Genomic DNA, 18,642 nt, shown 5'->3' on the forward strand with positions numbered 1-18,642 from the left:
CCGTCAGTTTCCGTCTTGCGACATAAGGCCAAGCGATGCCGAGTAACGGACAAAATTCCGCCCCTCGTCGGATTCCCGACCTGACGGTGCTGCCTCGGCCGCTCTATGCCCGTGCCGAAAGCCTCGGCGCCGGCTCCTGGACGCCGCGTCATCGGCACGATTGGGTGCAGTTTTCCTACGCCATCAGCGGAGTGCTCGGGGTGCATACCGCCGAGGGCAGCTATTTCGCCCCGCCGCAGTGGGGCGTGTGGATTCCGGCCGGGGTCGAGCATGAGGTGATCACCTCGACCCGGGCGGAAATGCGCAGCCTGTATGTGCGCAGCGAAGATTCGTCCTGGGCTGCATCGCACTGCCGGGTGCTGGAGGTGACGCCGCTGGCGCGGGAGCTGATCAAGCAGTTTTGCGTGTACCCGGTGGACTACCCCGAAGGCGACAGCCACGAGGCCCATCTGGTACAGGTCTTGCTCGATCAGTTGCAGCGTTTGCCGGAGGTGGGCTTCTCGCTGCCTTCACCGCAACACCCCGGTTTGTTGCGGTTATGCAACGAATTGCTGGCCCACCCTGAGCAGACGCACACCCTTGAACACTGGGCGCAGCGCCTGGGGCGTTCGGAAAAAACCCTGATGCGGCTGTTCCAGCGCGAGACCGGTTTGAGTTTTCGTGCGTGGCGCCAGCGCATGCGTCTGTTATCGTCCCTCGACGCCCTCGAACAGGGCCAGAGTGTCACCCAGGCGGCGCTGGGCTGTGGTTATGACTCGACCTCGGCCTTCATCGCGGCCTTCAAAGGGTTGTTTGGTGCCACTCCCGGGGAACTGTTCAGAAATTGAGCTGACGTAAATTGAAACCCCTCGCCCTTGATCCGGGTCCGTTTCCGGCAGGGCGCCTGAGCTATCGTGTGCGCGCGGCGCCACGGCAGCGCATCCATCAGTGGCAGAGACAGGAGCAAGAACAAAAGCCGATGAAGACTCCCAAACGGATAGAACCGCTGATCGAAGACGGTCTGGTAGATGAAGTGCTGCGTCCGCTGATGAGCGGAAAGGAAGCAGCGGTGTACGTAGTGCGTTGCGGTCAGCAACTGCGCTGCGCCAAGGTCTACAAGGAAGCGAACAAACGCAGTTTCCGCCAGGCTGCCGAGTACCAGGAAGGGCGCAAGGTGCGTAACAGCCGCCAGGCCCGGGCGATGGCCAAGGGCTCGAAATACGGCCGCAAGGAAGCTGAAGATGCCTGGCAGAACGCCGAAGTGGCGGCGCTGTTCCGCCTGGCCAGTGCCGGCGTGCGGGTGCCCAAGCCCTTCGATTTTCTCGACGGCGTGCTGTTGATGGAACTGGTCGCAGGCGAGGACGGCCAGGCCGCGCCGCGGCTCAACGATGTCGACCTGGAGCCGGAACAGGCCCGTGAGTACCACGCCTTCGTCATTCGTCAGATCGTGCTGATGCTGTGCGCGGGCCTGGTGCACGGTGACCTTTCCGAGTTCAACGTACTACTCGACCCGGAAGGCCCGGTGATCATCGACCTGCCGCAGGCCGTGGACGCCGCCGCCAACAACCACGCTTTCAGCATGCTGGAGCGGGATGTGGCGAACATGGCCCACTACTTCGGGCGCTTCGCCCCGGAGCTCAAGGAAACCCGCTTTGCCCGCGAGATGTGGTCGCTGTACCAGGCGGGCGAGCTGCAACCGGACAGCGTCCTGAGCGGACAGTGGAAAGACGATGAGCACACCGCCGATGTGAACGGCGTGATGCGGGAAATCGAAGCGGCGCGGATCGACGACGAGCGACGCAAGGCCGCCAAGGTCGATGCCGAACGTGGCCCGACCAAGGGCGAGGAACCCCCGCCCCCGTGGATGCAGTGAGTCAGTGACAGCAACCGGCTGCCAGATCCTTGAGGATCGGGCAGTCGGGGCGATCATCGCCCTGGCAGTGGGCGACCAGTTCGCTGAGGGTGTCGCGCAGGCTCACCAACTCGTCGATACGCCGGTTGAGGTCGGCGATATGTTCGCTGGCCAGCGCCTTCACGTCGGCGCTGGCGCGCTGGCGGTCTTGCCACAGGGTCAGCAGCTTCGCCACTTCCTCCAACGAAAATCCCAGGTCCCGCGAGCGCTTGATGAACGTCAGGCTGTGCAGGTCGTCCTGCTGGTAGAGACGGTAGCCGCTGTCGCTGCGCGAGGCCGGCTTGAGCAGGCCGATGGACTCGTAATAGCGGATCATCTTCGCGCTCAGGCCCGTGCGCTTGGCCGCCTGGCCGATATTCATGGCTTTTGCTCCTCTGTCGGCGTGTCCGGTTTCCAGGTCTTGAGCAGCAGGGCGTTACTCACCACGCTGACGCTCGACAGCGCCATCGCCGCGCCGGCCAGTACCGGGTTGAGCAGGCCGAAGGCCGCCAGTGGAATTCCGATCAGGTTGTAGATGAAGGCCCAGAACAGGTTCTGGCGGATCTTCGCGTAGGTCTTGCGGCTGATTTCCAGCGCCGCGGGCACCAGGCGCGGGTCACCGCGCATCAGGGTGATGCCGGCAGCCTGCATGGCAACGTCGGTGCCGCCGCCCATGGCAATGCCGATATCGGCGGCGGCCAGGGCCGGGGCGTCGTTGATGCCGTCGCCGACCATCGCCACCACGCCGGTCTTCTTCAGTGCGCCGACTTCGGCGGCTTTGTCCGCGGGCAGCACTTCGGCGTGCACGTCCTTGATGCCCAGCGCCTCGGCCACCACCTTGGCGCTGCCGCGGTTGTCGCCAGTCAGCAGGTGGCTGCTGATGCCTTGCGCGGCCAGTTGCTTCACGGCCTGCTCGGCGCCGGGCTTGAGGCTGTCACCGAAGGCGAACAGGCCCAGCACCCGCGCCTGCGGAGCACGCTCGATCAGCCAGGACAAGGTGCGGCCCTCGGCTTCCCAGGCTTGCGCGTTCGCTGCCAGCTCGCCCGGCTGCAAGCCGCTTTCATCCAGCAGGCGGCGGTTGCCCAGCGCCAGCGAGCGGCCGTCGAGGCTGCCGGCGATACCGCGACCGGTCAGCGACTGGCTGTCCTGGATCTCGGGTACGTTCAGTTGCTGTTCGGCACAGGCATCCAGCACCGCCTTGGCCAGCGGGTGCTCGCTGCCGCGCTGCAGGGCGCCGGCCAGTTGCAGCAGTTCATCGGCTGACACCGCCAGTGCCTGGCTGTGGACGATGCGCGGGCTGCCGGAGGTCAGGGTGCCAGTCTTGTCGAAGACCACGCGGTTCACCGCATGGGCACGCTCGAGGGCTTCGGCATCTTTGATCAGAATGCCGTGGCGCGCGGCCACGCCGGTGCCGGCCATGATCGCGGTGGGCGTTGCCAGGCCGAGGGCGCACGGACAAGCGATCACCAGCACGGCGACGGCATTGATCAGCGCCACTTCCATGGAGGCGCCGGCCAACCACCAGCCGATCAGGGTGACCAGCGCCAGCACCAGCACCGTCGGCACGAAGACCTGGCTGACCCGGTCCACCAGTTTCTGGATCGGCGCCTTGGCCGCCTGGGCGTCTTCCACCAGTCGAATGATCCGCGCCAGCACGGTTTCCGTGCCCAGCGCGAGGGTGCGGACCAGCAGCCGGCCTTCGCCGTTGATGGCGCCGCCGGTGACACGATCACCCGGCTGCTTGGGCACCGGCAGGCTCTCGCCGCTGATCAGCGCTTCATCGGCGTGGCTCTGGCCTTCGATGACTTCGCCATCTACCGGAAAGCGCTCGCCGGGTTTGACCAGCACCAGGTCGTCCAGGCGCAGTGCGCTGATCGGTACATCGCGCTCCACACCGTCCACCACTTGCAGCGCGCGCTCCGGGCGCAACGCTTCGAGGGCGCGGATGGCGCTGGCGGTCTGGCGCTTGGCGCGGCTTTCCAGGTATTTGCCCAGCAGTACCAGCGCGATGACTACCGCCGAGGCTTCGAAATACAGGTGCGGCGCCATGCCGGCGTGGGCCTGGCTCCATTCGTACAGGCTCAGGCCGTAGCCGGCGCTGGTGCCGAGGGCGACCAGCAGGTCCATATTGCCGGCGCCGGCGCGCACGGCTTTCCAGGCCGCGACATAGAACCGCGCACCGAGCACGAACTGCACCGGCGTGGCGAGGGCGAACTGCGCCCAGGCCGGGAGCATCCACTGGATTCCGAAGGGTTGCAGCAGCATCGGCAACACCAGCGGCAGGGCCAGCAGCAACGCCAGGCCCACCGCCCAGCGCTCGTGGCGCAGGCGCCGTTCGCTGTCATCCACGGCGGTCTTGCCGGTTTGTGGAAGGCTGGCGCTGTAGCCGGCGCGCTCGACGGCGGCAATCAGCAGGCTGCTGTCGGGTTGGCCGATGACTTCGACATGGGCACGTTCGCTGGCCAGGTTGACGCTGACCGATTGCACGCCGGACACCTTGTTCAGGGCCCGCTCGACACGGCCGGCGCAGGACGCGCAGGTCATGCCGCCGATCTGCAACTCAAGGCTCTGCAGCGGCACGCTGTAGCCAGCCTGGCTGACCGCTTCCACCAGCGCCGGCAGGCGGTCAGCCGGGGCCAGGATGCGGGCCTGCTCGGTGGCGAGGTTGACGTTGACCTGCTCGGCGCCGGCGACTTTGCGCAGCGCCCGCTCCACCCGACCCGCGCAACTGGCGCAGGTCATGCCGGAGATCGGCAGGTCGAAGGTGATTGACTCGGGCATGGGGGCTCTCCTCCGTGGACTGGCCGCCAGCATCAACCTTGCCATGCTGGCAAGGTCAATAGTTCAAGTCGGCCTTCTTCAGGTAGAGGCCATTCTGGCCCGAGGCGATGCGGTATTTATTGATCTGGCCGTTCTGCAGGGTGAATCGCTGGCTACGCTGGTTTTCGATGCCGTTGTCGCAGCCTGGTGCCTGGCCGGGCAGCAGACGCAGGCGGATATCCACCTGGCCGGCCGGCAGGTTGAAGGAGACGGAGTCTTCCTGGAATACGCGACCGGAGAGCTGGTCGTTGAGGTAAATCCCGATCTCGCATGTGGTGGCCACTTCCAGGCGCTCGCGGGAAATGATCAGCACGCTGTAGTCCTGACTTTCAGCGATGGCCGGGGAAACGCTGCTGAACAGCCCCAGCACACCGAGAAGGCCCAACGCTGCCTTGCCCATGGATGAATCTCCTGCTGATGAATCGACAAGCACGCAGCTTGGCCGAGGCGGGCGAGGATTTCCAGCCCGGCAGCGCCACGACAAACTTGACCTTGCCCCGGTGGCAAGCTTGAGACTGCGACCAAATCCAACCAGGAGGTAGCGACGATGCAAGTATTCAATGTGCAAGGCATGACCTGCGGCCACTGCGTCAAGGCCGTGACCAACGCGGTACAGCGTGAAGATGCGACGGCGCAAGTCACCGTCGATCTGGCGCAGAAACAGGTGTCGGTGAAGAGCGAATTGCCCTCGGAGCAGATTCTCGAGTTGATTCGCGACGAAGGCTACGAAGCGCGGGCGATCTGACTGATCCGGCTTCATCGCCGGCCGGCGCCCCTGCTTGCTGGCGATGAGGGTCGAAAAGAATTTCCTTATAACTCCTTCAGCGAGAACCCCGCGGGCCAGTTAGACTAGCCAACTTGCTTAGCCTGCTACGGATTCCCGATGAACCTGCGAACCATCCTCATACTCGGCGCACTCAGTGCGTTCGGGCCGTTGGCGATCGATTTCTATCTGCCCGGCTTTCCCGCGATGGCGGTGACCTTCGGCACCGATGAAAAACATATCCAGACCACCCTTGCGGCGTATTTCCTCGGCCTGTCCATCGGCCAACTGGCCTATGGCCCGGTAGCTGACCGCTTTGGCCGGCGCATTCCGCTGTTGGCCGGCGTCACCTTGTTCACCCTGGCATCGCTGGCCTGCGCCTTCGCGCCAAGCCTGGATACGCTGGTGGTCGCGCGCTTCGTCCAGGCCCTGGGCGGTTGCGCCGGGATGGTGCTGTCGCGGGCGATCGTCAGCGACAAGTGCGACGCGGTCGGCTCGGCGAAAGTGTTCTCGCAATTGATGCTGGTGATGGGGCTGGCGCCGATCCTCGCGCCGATGCTCGGCGGGGTGCTGGTCAACCTCTATGGCTGGCAGTCGATCTTCATCGCCCTGACCCTGTTCAGTGCCGTCTGTGCGCTGACCGTGGCTTGGGGCTTGCCGGAAAGCCTGCCGGCGAATCAGCCACGGCCACCGTTGTCCGGGGCGCTGGGGCAATACGGGCGGCTGCTCAAGGATGGCGTGTTTCTCGGTTACGCCCTGACCGGCGGGATCGCCATGGCCGGGATGTTTGCCTACGTCGCCGGTTCACCGTTCGTCTTCATCAAGTTGTACGGCGTGCCAGCCGAGCACTACGGCTGGCTGTTCGGCATGAACGCGGCGGGGTTCATTCTGGTGGCACAGGTCAACGCCCGCCTGTTGGCCAAGCGCGCGCCCAGCTCGCTGCTGGCGCGCACGATCTGGGTGTATCTGGCGGCGGGCCTGGTGGTGTTGGGCATCAGCGCGCTGAACACGCAAGCGCTGTGGCCGCTGTTGGTGCCGTTGTTCCTGTGTATCGCCAGTCTGGGTTGCATCATTCCCAACGCCTCGGCCTGCGCGATGAACGGGCAGGGCGCCCGCGCCGGCAGTGCCTCGGCATTGCTGGGTTGTCTGCAGTTCAGTGTGGCGGCGGGAGCGGCTGCGCTGGTGAGCGCGTTGCACGACGGCACCGCGCTCCCCATGGCGTTGGTCATCACCCTGTGCGGTGCCGGGGCGGTGACAGCGGCGGTATTGACCCGCCGCCTGCAACTCAAGCGTAGCGCCTGAGCGGATGCGGCGCCTGAAGCCGGGCTTGAAGGGTATTTATAAAGGCCCGGGCTTCGGCCTCGCTGCGAAAACTCACCACATGCTGATCGAGCCGGACTTCCCAAGGGCAGCCCGGTTTTTTGCCTGACGCATTGAGCACAATCTTCATCGCGGCATACCTCCGGTTGGCAAAGGCTGCCGCATTGTAGACGCCGTGTTCGCGCAGACGGCATGACCTGGCGCAATCCGCGGACTGACGGTCATGCCGTGCGTCGGATGCCTCAGAACCCTTCGAGTACGATCTTGCCTTTGGCGCTGCCGCTCTCCAGCAATGCGTGGGCGCGGCGCAGGTTGGCGGCGTTGATCTGACCGAAATGCTCGCCGAGGGTGGTCTTCAGGGTGCCGGCGTCGATCAGTTCGGCCACCCGGTTGAGCAGCTTGTGCTGTTCCAGCATGTCCGGGGTTTCGAATAGCGAACGGGTGTACATGAACTCCCAGTGCAGCGACAGGCTCTTGCGCTTGAGCTTGGTCACGTCCAGTTGCTTCGGATCGTCGATCAGCGCCAGCTTGCCTTGCGGCGCCAGGGCTTCGACCAGTTGATCGAGGTGTTCATCGGTCTGGGTCAGGCTGGCGACATGGGTGACCTGATCGATCCCTTGCGCCTTCAACTCCGCGGCCAGTGGCTGGCGATGGTCGACCACATGATCGGCACCCAGCTCGCGCACCCACTGTTGGGTTTGCTCCCGTGAAGCACTGCCGATCACCCGCAGGCCGGTGAGCTGGCTGGCCAGTTGGGTGAGGATCGAACCAACACCGCCGGCGGCGCCAACGATCAGCAGGCTCTGCCCCAGGTCCTGTTTGCCTTCGGCGACCTGCAGGCGCTCGAACAGCAGTTCCCAGGCAGTAATCGCAGTGAGTGGCAGGGCAGCGGCTTCGGCGAAACTCAGGGTTTTCGGCATGTGGCCAACGATGCGCTCGTCGACCACGTGCAGTTCGCTGTTGCCTCCGGCGCGGGCGATAGAGCCGGCGTAATAGACCTTGTCGCCCGGCTGGAACAGGCTGACTTCACTGCCCACCGCCTTGACCACCCCGGCGACATCCCAGCCCAGCACCTTGGCCGCGCCACCTTCGGGTTGGGCGTTGCGGCGCACCTTGGTGTCCACCGGGTTGACCGAGATTGCCCGGACTTCCACCAGCAAGTCGCGCGGGCCGGGTTCGGGGGCCGGCAGTTCAATGTCCTGCAGGGCGGCGGCGTCTTCGATCGGCAGCGACTGGTAATAGGCAACGGCTTTCATCAGGGGATTCCTCGTGAACGGATGCTGGCCATCATTGACCCTTTCGTTTCCAGTTAAAAGCCGCTAAAACCGCAGAAACTTTCAAAATAATTTTGAAAATGGAGGCCGCCTTGCTGCGCTTCGATGACCTGCAATTATTCGTCAGTGCCGCCGAGCACGGCAGCCTGTCGGCGGCGGCGCGCTTGCTCGACCTGTCGCCGGCGGTGGCCAGCGCGGCGCTCAAGCGCCTGGAGGCGCAACTCGGTGCGCGTTTGCTGGCCCGCTCCACCCGCAGCCTGCGGCTGACCGCCGAGGGTGAGGGCTTTCTCGCGCACGCCCGGGCGGCCCTGGCCAGCCTCGACGAAGGACGGCGCCTGCTGGCCCGCGAGCAGGATGAAATCAGCGGGGTGTTGCAGTTATCGGCGCCTTCGGACTTTGGCCGCAACGTGCTGCTGCCCTGGCTGGACGAACTGCAGCGCGCCCATCCGCTGCTCAACGTGCGCCTGTTGCTGGGCGACCGCAACGCCGACCTGTTCCGCCAGCCGGTGGATATCGCCCTGCGCTACGGCACCCCGGAGGATTCCAGCCTGGTCGCGGTGCCGCTGTGCCTGGAAAACCGTCGTGTGCTCTGCGCCGCGCCGGACTACCTCGCGCGACATGGCGAGCCGCGCAGCATCGCCCAACTGAGCGATCACAACTGCCTGCTTTATCAACTGGGCAGCGGTGTGCATGATCACTGGCGGTTCCATCTGCAGGGCCGCGAGGAAAGCGTGTTGGTCAGCGGCGACCGTTTCTGCGACGACGCGGATGTCGTGCGGCGCTGGGCCGTGGCAGGTGTCGGAATCGCCTACAAATCCTGGCTGGATGTGGCCGCCGATGTGCGCGCCGGTCGCCTGCGAGTGTTGCTGGGGCACTATCGCGGCGAGTCCACGCCGCTGAACCTGCTGTGCACTCACCGGGCGCAGTTGAGCAAGCCGGTACAACGCTTGAGCGCCCTGCTCAAGGAGCGCTGCCGGTTGTTGCTGGATGAGTTGAAAACAGAGGCAGGTTAATCATTCGTTTTCATGTCCGACATACACTGCGCATATGTATGAAGGAAGTTATTACTTTGAATGTAGGTAAAGTAACTATTCAATTTGCCTTGATAACTTTCCTGTCATCCTCGATGCCATGAATACATAGGCACTTGCGCCGCAAAAATGGCCGTTGTCCCGCAGAACACCTAGCGTCGGGCTTTCACCCAGGGTTGCGAAAGCATGGGCAGTTTGTCGCAAAAGGCGGCGCTTACACCGGAATAAGCAGGCTTATACTGGACCGGGCAATTGCCATCATCGGGATAATGTTTCCAGGTTGAAGCAAGGGCGGGATGCCCTTTCCCCATGAACTTCTACCTCGAGTAAGTACCGTACCGGTTTCCTGGTATCGGCGGTCGGGCCATTGTCTGCCCGGCTTGAAGATGGGAGGAGCCCGCATTCGCCAATGACAACTACGCAGGGAGTGGACAGATGCAACCGATAGCCAGTATCAGCCAGATCGCCAGTTTGATGGCCGATCCCAAACGCAGTGCAATGCTCTGGGCACTTATCGATGGAATGGCGCGTCCCCTGGAGGAACTGGCCACCCTGGCCGGGCTGACACCTTCTTCGGCGTGCGCGCATCTGGCCCGGCTGTCGGCCGGGGGGCTGCTCAAGCGTGAGGCTCGCGGGCGCAAGCGCTACTTCCGGCTGGCCGCACCGGAAATCGGCACTGCCGTGGAAGCACTGGCCAGCGTGACAATCCGCGACTTCGAGCGGCCGGCGACATCACGCGAGCAGGCTCCGGTGACGGTGCCGCTGGCAATGCGTCGGGCGCGGGTGTGTTGGGATCACCTGGGCGGCGAGGTGGCGGCTGATCTGCTGCAGCGCCTGCTGGACGCGCAGTGGGTGCAACAAGCCGAGCAGCAACTGGAAATTACCCTGCACGGCCGCGTTCATTTCGCTCGCCAGGGCATCTTCATCGACGCACTGGCCCCACGCGATGGTCGCCTGTGCAGCCTCTGCAACTGCTGCAGCGAGGTCCACGACCGACGCTCGCACCTGGGCGGCGCGTTGGGCAGCAGTCTCATGAAGTTGTTCGTTCAGTCGGGTTGGGTGCGGATCAGCGATGAGTCCAGGGTCGCGCAGTTGACCCCCGGTGGACTGCGCGGCATCCAGCAAATCGCCCGCATGCCGGCGCCGCTGTCGATGGGCTGAACACGACGCCCGGCGAGAAGGTCGCCGAGCGTTTGGTCAGGCGTTTCAGGCTTTGATGAGGCGGGCGTCCAGGCTGTTCTGGGCGAGGCGACGGGCTTGGTCTTCGGTCATGCCGAGATGGGTGTGCAGGGCGTGGAAGTTCTCGGTGACATAACCGCCGAAGTACGCCGGGTCGTCCGAGTTCACCGTGACCTTCACGCCGCGTTCGAGCATGTCGAGGATGTTGTGCTGGCTCATGTGGTCGAACACGCAGAGCTTGGTGTTGGACAGCGGGCACACGGTCAGCGGGATTTGCTCGTCGATGATGCGCTGCATCAGACGCTCGTCCTCGATGGCGCGCACGCCGTGGTCGATACGCTCGATCTTCAACAGGTCCAGCGCTTCCCAGATGTACTCGGGCGGACCTTCTTCGCCGGCGTGGGCGACAGTCAGGAAGCCTTCGCTGCGGGCACGGTCGAAGACGCGCTTGAACTTGCTCGGTGGATGACCTTTCTCCGAGCTGTCGAGGCCCACGGCAATGAAGGCATCGCGAAACGGCAGGGCTTGGTCGAGGGTCTTCTGGGCTTCTTCTTCGCTCAGGTGGCGCAGGAAGCTGAGGATCAGCCCGCTGCCGATGCCCAGTTTCTCGCGGCCGTCCTTGAGTGCGCGGGCGATGCCGTCGAGGACCACTTCGAAGGGAATGCCACGGTCGGTGTGGGTCTGCGGGTCGAAGAAGGGCTCGGTATGGATGACGTTCTGAGCCTTGCAGCGTTGCAGGTAGGCCCAGGTCAGGTCGTAGAAGTCCTGCTCGGTGCGCAGCACGTCGGCGCCCTGGTAGTACAGGTCGAGAAACTCTTGCAGGTTGTTGAAGGCGTAAGCCGCGCGCAGGGCTTCGACATCATTCCAGGGCAGGGCGATCTTGTTGCGCTCAGCCAGGGCGAACAGCAACTCGGGCTCCAGCGATCCTTCCAGGTGCAGGTGCAATTCTGCCTTGGGCAGCGCGTTAAGCCAGTCGTACATGGTCAATTCTCATCAGGTGCAATCGGCGCATTCTACAGAGGTTGTCGGACCGGGGCGGTGAAACCTGACCGGCCGGTTGAACTGTAGCTGCGCCGTGACACCTGTCCGGGCCGTTTCACTTTGCGTGGAACGGCCCCTTCGCAGGAGAAATCACCAGACCAGCGATTCGCCCTTGTAGTTGATGTAATGCACGCCGCCCTTGCCGGCGTAAGCGTTGACTTGCTCGACCATACCGCGGGTGCTGGTGAGCACGTCGATGTCGGCGCCGTCGCCGCCCATGTCGGTCTTGACCCAGCCCGGGTGCATGGCCAGCACGCTCAGGCCGGTTTCGCCCAGGCGCACGACGAAGCTGTTGATCATCGAGTTCAGTGCGGCCTTGCTGGCTTTGTACAGGGCCAGGTCCGGAGCGTCGGGAATGCTGATGCTGCCGAGGATAGAACTCATGAACGCGATAACGCCGCTTCCACGCACTTGCCCGGCAAAGCGCTGGGCCACGCGGATCGGTGCCACGCTGTTGGTCAGGAACAGTTCTCCGATCTCGTTCAGTTGTGCGACTTCAGCGTTTTGATTGTCCGGCCCTTTAACTCCTGCGTTGACGAACAGTAGGTCAAACGCCTGGCCATCGAGACGCTTTTGCAGGGCGTCGAGCTGGGTGGTGCTGTTCATTTCCAAGGTTTCCACCTGGATGCCTGGCAATGCCGCCAGTGCACTGGCCTTGGCCGGGTCGCGCACGGTCGCGACGACCTTCCAGCCGTCTTCGCTCAGGCGTTCAGCCAGGCCGAGGCCCAGACCACGGGAGGCTCCGATGATCAGGGCGGTTTTCGGGTTAGTCATGCGAGAGCTCCTTTCAATGAGGGGGACGCCGTCAGGCGCAAGGGACAGCGTTGCTGCAGCCGTTCACGCAACTCCTGGCGCAACTGATCAAGGGCCTCTATCCGGGCTTCGACCAGTGCCAGCTTGTCTTCGATAAAGCGCGTGACCAGCGCTTCCGGGTCTTTCGCCTGCCACAACTCGGCGACGTTCTGGCTGATTTCGCCAAGGCTGAAACCGAGCTTCTGCGCGGTCTTGATCAGCAGCACCAGTTGCACGGTTTCTGCCGGGTAATTGCGGTAGCCGTTGGCACTGCGATGGGCGCGGATCAGGCCGCGCTCCTCGTAGAACCGCAACATGTCGCGGCTTACGGAACAGGTCTGGGCCAGTTCTCCGATACGCACAATTGATTCCTGAGGAAGGGTTGACCCTGGAGCATACTCCAGGCTTTAGCCTGCTGCCTTTACTTTCCAGCAAGGAGCGGCACATGTGGAGTCAGAAGGGTTATCGGGGTTTGGTCAGGGCCAGTGGCTGGTACGACCTGTTGGTCACGGCGGCATTCGTAACGCCTTGGAGCCTGGCCTTGTTGCACGGTGCGTTGAGCCAGTTGAGCGCCGGTTGGGGATTGGCGGGAGAACTGCCGCCCTTCGCCCCGATGCACGTGTTGATGGCCAACCTGATGGGCTCGATTGTCTGCGTCTGGTCTGTGCTGCGTATTCGCGATCCACAGGTGCAATTCGGTCGCTATGACGCCGCGGGCCGATTGCTGTTCGCCAGTTGGCAAGCGTATGCACTGATGCAGGGCGCGACCGAATTGATCTGGGGGATTCTGGTGATGGAGTTGGCCTGGGCGGCGCTGCAGTTGTGGCCAATACGCGCTGTGGAAAACTCGGCTGATCAAAAAACGATCAACTGCTCCGCGTGACGGCCAGGCAAGCGATTGGCGCAGGCGTGCACGGTTTATCCACAACTTGCTCCACAGTATTTGTGTGCAACACCGCGCGGGGGATCCAGACCCGGATTCGTTGCTTTCCAACGCTGATAACCGGACTTAAGCGGCTGATTTTTGGACGAATAAGCGGTTGTCATCAGATTGTGATCAAAATCTGATCGTTTCCCTGCAGGCCTTGCTGGACAAGGCCTGTAGAGGAGTGCGCAGAGGTTATCCACAACCGGGCCCACAGCACATGTGGGCAAATCGTTCAGCAGGGTTCGAGCAGGATTCGGCCACGGCTGAGGTCCGCCAGCTGCCGCTGCACGGTATCGATCTGCGCTGCGCCAAGGGCGAGGCGGACATCGACGCCATTTGAGGTGAACTCCTCGCCCAGCACCACGCCATCGGCTTCGCTCACCCGTAACTTTAGCAGCGCCAATTCGCTGAACGAGCAACTGCACTTGAGCTCCGTACGACTGACCAGCAGGCGCTTCGGCGCCTGTTGCAGGCACTTGTTGGCGCCGCCGCCGTAGGCCCGGGCCAGTCCGCCGGTGCCCAACTGAATGCCGCCGTACCAGCGGATCACCAGCACTACCACTTGATCACAGTCCTGGGCTTCGATGGCGGCGAGTATCGGCCGACCGGCAGTGCCGCCGGGTTCGCCGTCGTCGCTGCTGCGGTATTGCTCGCCGATCTTCCAGGCCCAGCAGTTATGGGTGGCGGCGAGGTCGCTGTTCTGCTCGATGAACGCCTGGGCGTCGCCAGGCGTGCTGATGGGCGCGGCCAAGGTAATGAAGCGGCTCTTGCGAATCTCTTCGCGGTATTCGCAAGTGTCCAGCAGGGTAGAAGGCATAAGCGGGTGTCAGTTCGGCGGCGTCAGGCCACAGCCTTTGAGGATGATGTGGGTAAGATTGTTGCCGGCTTCTTCCATGTCTTGCTTGGTCAGGCGGCTGCGGCCGGTGACCTGGCAGATCTGGGTGGCGAAGTCGGCGTAGTGCTGGGTGCTGCTCCAGAGCAGGAAGATCAGGTGAACCGGGTCGACCCGGTCCATCTTGCCGGCATCGATCCAGCCTTGGAACACCGCGGCCCGGCCTTTGAACCATTCGCGGTAGTCCTGGCTGAAGTAGTCGCTCAGGCACTGGCCGCCGCTGATGATCTCCATGGCGAAGATCCGCGAGGCCTGTGGGTTGCGTCGCGAGAACTCCATCTTGGCGCGAATGTACTGGGCGAGGGTTTCGGCCGGGTCATCATCGACGCTCAGGGCGTTGAAGGTGCTGTCCCACAACTCGATGATGTTGCTCAGGACCGCGATGTACAGCCCCAACTTGTTGGTGAAGTAGTAGTGCAGGTTGGCTTTGGGCAGCCCGGCGTTCTGGGCGATGGTGTTCATGCTGGTGCCTTTGAAGCCGTGCCGTGCGAATTCGTCCTCGGCGGCCTGGATGATGGCTTGCTCGTTCTTCTGGCGAATTCGCCCGGCGGGCTTGGCGGCCAAGGGGCGGTGGGCGGGCACTTCGAGGGTCATGGGCGATTCCGGCAAGAGCTGGGAAATAGAGGCACCTGCACTGATACCCCAGCCGCAGCGGGCAGACAAGCGCGAAGCGGCAGAATATCGCAAATGCGTCTCATCGTGTCGCAGCCAGACTCTCCAGGAAGCTCTCCAGCACCAGATGCGGGCGCCGCCCCTTGCGTGTTACCCAGGCCAGGCTCAGGTCGTAAAAGCGCTCGCTGGGTTTGAGTGCACGCAGGCGCCCCTGCTGCACCCAGAAGGTCGCATAGTGATCCGGTAGGTAGCCGATGTAGCGTCCGGTGAGGATCAGGAACGCCATGCCTTCGCGGTCAGACGCGCTGGCGGTGCAGTGAAGTGCCTGGTAGTGCTCCTGGATTTCCGCAGGGAGCCGGAAGGTCGGGGCGATGGCGTCCTGGCTGTTGAGGCGCTGGTCGTCCAGTTGGCGGTCATCGGCATAGAACAGCGGGTGGCCCACCGCGCAATAAAGCAGTGAACGCTCGCTGTACAACGGCTGGTATTCGAGCCCGGACAGCGGGCTGGCCTGCGGCACCACGCCGACATGCAGGCTGCCGTCGAGCACGCCTTGTTCGACCTGGCTCGGCGGGATCATGCGGATGCGGATGCGCACGTCCGGGCCACGGTCCTTGAGCTGGGCGAGGGCATGGGTGATGCGCATGTGCGGCATGGTCACCAGATTGTCGGTCAGGCCGATGTTCAACTCGCCGCGTAGATGCTGGTGCAGGCCGTTGACCTCGGTGCGGAAACTCTCCAGTGCGCTGAGCAACTGCAGCGCCGACTGATAGACCTCCCGACCTTCCTCGGTCAGCGAGAAACCGGCACGCCCGCGCTGACAAAGGCGCAGCCCGAGGCGTTGTTCCAGATCGCCCATTTGCTGGCTGATCGCCGAGCGCCCGATCCCAAGCACGTTCTCCGCCGCAGAGAAGCCGCCACATTCAACAACGCTGCGGAAAATCTTCAGTAGCCGGATGTCGAAATCACTGACTTGGGAAAGCGGCTCCGGGCGACGACTCATAGTTTAGTGTCCAGTGAACTGAGGATTAGAAAAGTACAGTTTTCCGGACTTTATAGCCGTGACAACGTATCGGCAACACAACGCTTTCTTCGAATGCTGTTCAATCCGCCTTGCGAGGTCTTGACGATGAACCTGCCTGAAAACGCTCCCGCCGGTCTGGCTAGCCAGCTGAAGCTGGATGCGCACTGGATGCCTTACACCGCAAACCGTAATTTCCAGCGCGATCCGCGCCTGATCGTCGCCGCTGAAGGCAACTATCTGGTCGATGACAAAGGCCGCAAGATTTTCGACGCGCTGTCGGGTCTGTGGACCTGCGGCGCCGGTCACACCCGCAAGGAAATCCAGGAAGCCGTTTCTCGTCAGTTGGGTGTGCTGGACTATTCGCCAGCGTTCCAGTTCGGTCATCCGCTGTCGTTCCAGTTGGCCGAGAAGATCACCGACCTGACGCCTGGCAACCTCAATCACGTCTTCTATACCAACTCTGGTTCCGAGTGCTGTGACACTGCGGTGAAGATGGTCCGTGCCTACTGGCGCCTGAAAGGCCAGGCCACCAAGACCAAGCTGATTGGCCGTGCCCGTGGTTACCACGGCGTGAACATCGCCGGCACCAGCCTGGGCGGTGTGAATGGCAACCGTAAACTGTTTGGCCAGTTCCTCGATGTCGACCACATTCCGCACACCGTGCTGCCGAGCAACGCCTTCAGCAAAGGCATGCCGGAAGAGGGCGGTATCGCCTTGGCCGATGAGATGCTCAAGTTGATCGAGCTGCACGATGCGTCCAACATCGCCGCGCTGATCGTCGAGCCGCTGGCTGGCTCCGCCGGCGTCCTGCCGCCGCCTAAGGGATATCTGAAACGTCTGCGGGAAATTTGCGACCAGCACAACATCCTGCTGATCTTTGACGAAGTCATCACCGGCTTCGGTCGCATGGGCGCGATGTTCGGTGCCGATGCCTTCGGCGTGACCCCGGACCTGATGTGTATCGCCAAGCAGGTCACCAACGGCGCCATTCCTATGGGCGCGGTAATCGCCAGCAGCGAGATCTACCAGACCTTCATGAATCAGCCAACGCCTGAGTACGCGGTGGAATTCCCCCACGGCTACACCTACTCGGCGCACCCAGTGGCCTGCGCGGCCGGTATCGCCGCACTGGACCTGTTGCAGAAGGAAAACCTGGTGCAGTCCGCCGCCGAACTGGCGCCGCACTTCGAGAACGTGTTGCACGGCATCAAGGGCACCAAGAACGTCATCGACATCCGCAACTACGGCCTGGCCGGCGCGATCCAGATCGGCGCGCGGGACGGCGACGCCATCGTGCGTCCTTACGAAGCGGCGATGAAGTTGTGGCAAGCCGGCTTCTATGTCCGTTACGGCGGCGACACCTTGCAGTTCGGCCCGACCTTCAATACCAAGCCACAAGAACTGGACCGCCTGTTCGACGCCGTGGGCGAAGCCCTGAACGCCATCGACTGATTTCCTCTTCCGGGGTGGGCGCGGTCTTGCGCCTGCCCGAACCCGAATTCTGGAGTTTTGCATGAGCACCGTTGCACACCTGATCAATGGCGAGCTGGTTTCCCCGAACGAGCGCAGTGCCGACGTTTTCAACCCGGCCACTGGCCAGGCGATCCATAAAGTGTCGCTGGCCAGCCGCGCTACCGTGCAGCAGGCCATCGATGCAGCCAAGGCTGCGTTCCCGGCCTGGCGCAATACCCCGCCTGCCAAACGCGCCCAGGTCATGTTCCGTTTCAAGCAATTGCTGGAGCAGAATGAAGCACGCATCTCCCAGCTCATCAGCGAAGAGCACGGCAAGACCCTGGAAGACGCCGCCGGTGAGCTGAAGCGCGGGATCGAGAACGTTGAGTTCGCCTGCGCCGCTCCTGAGGTGCTGAAGGGCGAGTACAGCCGCAACGTGGGTCCGAACATCGACGCCTGGTCCGACTTCCAGCCGCTGGGCGTGGTTGCCGGTATCACCCCGTTCAACTTCCCGGCCATGGTGCCGCTGTGGATGTACCCACTGGCGATCGCCTGCGGTAACACTTTTATTCTCAAACCATCGGAGCGTGATCCGAGTTCGACCCTACTGATCGCTCAACTGCTGCAGGAAGCCGGCCTGCCGAAGGGCGTGCTGAACGTCGTGCATGGCGACAAGGAAGCCGTGGACGCACTGATCGAAGCGCCGGAAGTCAAAGCGCTGAGTTTCGTGGGCTCGACACCGATTGCCGAGTACATCTATTCCGAAGGCACCAAGCGCGGCAAGCGCGTCCAGGCGCTGGGCGGCGCGAAGAACCATGCGGTGTTGATGCCGGATGCGGATCTGGACAATGCGGTCAGCGCGCTGATGGGCGCTGCCTATGGTTCCTGTGGCGAGCGTTGCATGGCGATCTCGGTTGCGGTGTGCGTGGGTGACCAGGTCGCCGATGCGTTGGTGGCCAAGCTGGTTCCGCAGATCAAGGGGCTGAAGATTGGCGCTGGCACTTCCTGTGGCCTGGACATGGGGCCGCTGGTAACTGCGGCTGCGCGGGACAAGGTCGTTGGCTATATCGACGATGGCCTGGCGGCGGGTGCAGAGCTGGTGGTGGATGGTCGCGGTTATCGCGTGGCCGGTCATGAAGACGGTTACTTCGTTGGCGGCACGCTGTTCGATCGCGTCACGCCGGAAATGCGCATCTATAAAGAAGAGATCTTCGGACCGGTGCTGTGCATCGTACGTGTCGGCAGCCTGGAAGAGGCCATGCAACTGATCAACGATCACGAGTACGGCAACGGCACCTGCATCTTCACCCGTGACGGTGAAGCGGCGCGGCTGTTCTGCGACGAGATCGAAGTGGGCATGGTCGGCGTCAACGTGCCGCTGCCGGTGCCTGTGGCTTACCACAGCTTCGGCGGCTGGAAGCGTTCGCTGTTCGGCGACTTGCATGCGTATGGCCCGGACGGCGTGCGCTTCTACACCCGGCGCAAGGCGATCACCCAGCGCTGGCCGCAACGTGCCAGCCATGAGGCTTCGCAGTTCGCGTTCCCGAGTCTGTAACGCGAGCTATATAGAAGAAGGGCGGCCGCAAGGCCGCCCTTCTTCGCTTTTCAGCGCTTTTGACCGAGATGACAACTTTGTTGCAATAAGTG

General features: G+C 63.2%; 20 protein-coding genes. 9 read left to right on the plus strand and 11 right to left on the minus strand.

Annotation, left to right across the window (positions count from 1 at the left end):
- The first annotated feature begins 35 nt into the window (after window positions 1–35).
- Window positions 36–827, plus strand: coding sequence for an AraC family transcriptional regulator (locus NTD82_RS22120; RefSeq protein WP_262130238.1), 792 nt, complete (start codon window positions 36–38; stop codon window positions 825–827).
- A 131-nt stretch (window positions 828–958) separates the two neighbouring features.
- A complete protein-coding gene (locus NTD82_RS22125; protein ID WP_262130239.1) occupies window positions 959–1,852 on the plus strand; it encodes a PA4780 family RIO1-like protein kinase in 894 nt (297 codons plus the stop codon).
- Between the two features lies 1 nt (window position 1,853).
- Here the strand turns inward: NTD82_RS22125 and cueR are convergent, their stop codons facing one another.
- From cueR to NTD82_RS22140, 3 genes are read right to left on the minus strand one after another with little or no spacing between them, the layout of a single operon-like run.
- Window positions 1,854–2,252, minus strand: a complete 399-nt coding sequence (gene cueR / locus NTD82_RS22130) for a Cu(I)-responsive transcriptional regulator (protein WP_262130241.1) — start codon at window positions 2,250–2,252, stop codon at window positions 1,854–1,856.
- On the minus strand, window positions 2,249–4,651 hold the full coding sequence (locus tag NTD82_RS22135; RefSeq protein ID WP_262130243.1) for a heavy metal translocating P-type ATPase: 2,403 nt from the start codon (window positions 4,649–4,651) through the stop codon (window positions 2,249–2,251). The genes cueR and NTD82_RS22135 overlap by 4 nt, the downstream gene beginning before the upstream one ends.
- A 55-nt stretch (window positions 4,652–4,706) precedes the next feature.
- Window positions 4,707–5,090, minus strand: coding sequence for a hypothetical protein (locus tag NTD82_RS22140; protein WP_095156080.1), 384 nt, complete (start codon window positions 5,088–5,090; stop codon window positions 4,707–4,709).
- Between the two features lie 147 nt (window positions 5,091–5,237).
- Here NTD82_RS22140 and NTD82_RS22145 point away from each other — a divergent pair, with 147 nt between their 5' ends.
- Window positions 5,238–5,435 (plus strand): heavy-metal-associated domain-containing protein, encoded by a 198-nt coding sequence (locus NTD82_RS22145; RefSeq protein ID WP_262130244.1) that lies wholly within the window; start codon window positions 5,238–5,240, stop codon window positions 5,433–5,435.
- A 138-nt stretch (window positions 5,436–5,573) separates the two neighbouring features.
- On the plus strand, window positions 5,574–6,755 hold the full coding sequence (locus tag NTD82_RS22150; protein ID WP_262130245.1) for a multidrug effflux MFS transporter: 1,182 nt from the start codon (window positions 5,574–5,576) through the stop codon (window positions 6,753–6,755).
- Here the strand turns inward: NTD82_RS22150 and NTD82_RS22155 are convergent.
- Window positions 6,739–6,903 (minus strand): hypothetical protein, encoded by a 165-nt coding sequence (locus NTD82_RS22155; RefSeq protein ID WP_177431580.1) that lies wholly within the window; start codon window positions 6,901–6,903, stop codon window positions 6,739–6,741. The genes NTD82_RS22150 and NTD82_RS22155 overlap by 17 nt on opposite strands.
- Before the next feature lie 112 nt (window positions 6,904–7,015).
- Window positions 7,016–8,029 (minus strand): zinc-binding alcohol dehydrogenase family protein, encoded by a 1,014-nt coding sequence (locus tag NTD82_RS22160; RefSeq protein ID WP_095156083.1) that lies wholly within the window; start codon window positions 8,027–8,029, stop codon window positions 7,016–7,018.
- 110 nt (window positions 8,030–8,139) lie between these two features.
- Between NTD82_RS22160 and NTD82_RS22165 the strand changes: the two genes are divergently transcribed.
- Together NTD82_RS22165 and NTD82_RS22170 are read left to right on the plus strand one after the other, a co-directional pair.
- Window positions 8,140–9,060, plus strand: coding sequence for a LysR family transcriptional regulator (locus NTD82_RS22165; protein ID WP_262130246.1), 921 nt, complete (start codon window positions 8,140–8,142; stop codon window positions 9,058–9,060).
- Between the two features lie 453 nt (window positions 9,061–9,513).
- Window positions 9,514–10,239: an ArsR/SmtB family transcription factor gene (locus NTD82_RS22170; protein ID WP_262130247.1), complete on the plus strand. Its 726-nt coding sequence runs from the start codon at window positions 9,514–9,516 to the stop codon at window positions 10,237–10,239.
- A 45-nt stretch (window positions 10,240–10,284) separates the two neighbouring features.
- Here NTD82_RS22170 and NTD82_RS22175 read toward each other — a convergent pair whose 3' ends face one another.
- The 3 genes from NTD82_RS22175 to NTD82_RS22185 form a co-directional block, all read right to left on the minus strand.
- Window positions 10,285–11,238: an adenosine deaminase gene (locus tag NTD82_RS22175; protein WP_262130249.1), complete on the minus strand. Its 954-nt coding sequence runs from the start codon at window positions 11,236–11,238 to the stop codon at window positions 10,285–10,287.
- A gap of 150 nt (window positions 11,239–11,388) precedes the next feature.
- Window positions 11,389–12,072 (minus strand): SDR family oxidoreductase, encoded by a 684-nt coding sequence (locus tag NTD82_RS22180; protein WP_095156086.1) that lies wholly within the window; start codon window positions 12,070–12,072, stop codon window positions 11,389–11,391.
- Complete coding sequence (locus tag NTD82_RS22185) at window positions 12,069–12,452, minus strand: MerR family transcriptional regulator (RefSeq protein ID WP_262130250.1); 384 nt, start codon at window positions 12,450–12,452, stop codon at window positions 12,069–12,071. Before NTD82_RS22185 ends, NTD82_RS22180 begins: the two co-directional genes overlap by 4 nt.
- 83 nt (window positions 12,453–12,535) lie before the next feature.
- Between NTD82_RS22185 and NTD82_RS22190 the strand changes: the two genes are divergently transcribed.
- A complete protein-coding gene (locus NTD82_RS22190) occupies window positions 12,536–12,973 on the plus strand; it encodes a hypothetical protein (protein ID WP_262130251.1) in 438 nt (145 codons plus the stop codon).
- Window positions 12,974–13,250: 277 nt separating this feature from the next.
- On the opposite strand, the gene NTD82_RS22195 is transcribed toward NTD82_RS22190, so the two are convergent.
- From NTD82_RS22195 to NTD82_RS22205, 3 genes are all read right to left on the minus strand, one after another.
- Window positions 13,251–13,835, minus strand: a complete 585-nt coding sequence (locus NTD82_RS22195; protein WP_095156089.1) for an IMPACT family protein — start codon at window positions 13,833–13,835, stop codon at window positions 13,251–13,253.
- A gap of 9 nt (window positions 13,836–13,844) precedes the next feature.
- Complete coding sequence (locus tag NTD82_RS22200) at window positions 13,845–14,504, minus strand: TetR/AcrR family transcriptional regulator (RefSeq protein WP_262130252.1); 660 nt, start codon at window positions 14,502–14,504, stop codon at window positions 13,845–13,847.
- A 100-nt stretch (window positions 14,505–14,604) separates the two neighbouring features.
- A complete protein-coding gene (locus tag NTD82_RS22205; protein ID WP_095156091.1) occupies window positions 14,605–15,522 on the minus strand; it encodes a LysR family transcriptional regulator in 918 nt (305 codons plus the stop codon).
- A gap of 126 nt (window positions 15,523–15,648) precedes the next feature.
- Here NTD82_RS22205 and NTD82_RS22210 point away from each other — a divergent pair, with 126 nt between their 5' ends.
- Complete coding sequence (locus tag NTD82_RS22210; RefSeq protein ID WP_262130253.1) at window positions 15,649–16,995, plus strand: aspartate aminotransferase family protein; 1,347 nt, start codon at window positions 15,649–15,651, stop codon at window positions 16,993–16,995.
- A gap of 61 nt (window positions 16,996–17,056) precedes the next feature.
- The gene (locus NTD82_RS22215; RefSeq protein WP_110971318.1) at window positions 17,057–18,550 is read left to right on the plus strand and encodes a CoA-acylating methylmalonate-semialdehyde dehydrogenase; all 1,494 of its coding nucleotides are present in this window, start codon (window positions 17,057–17,059) and stop codon (window positions 18,548–18,550) included.
- Window positions 18,551–18,642 lie beyond the last annotated feature (92 nt).

The organism is Pseudomonas sp. 5P_5.1_Bac1 (genome assembly GCF_025466015.1).
Lineage (GTDB): Bacteria > Pseudomonadota > Gammaproteobacteria > Pseudomonadales > Pseudomonadaceae > Aquipseudomonas.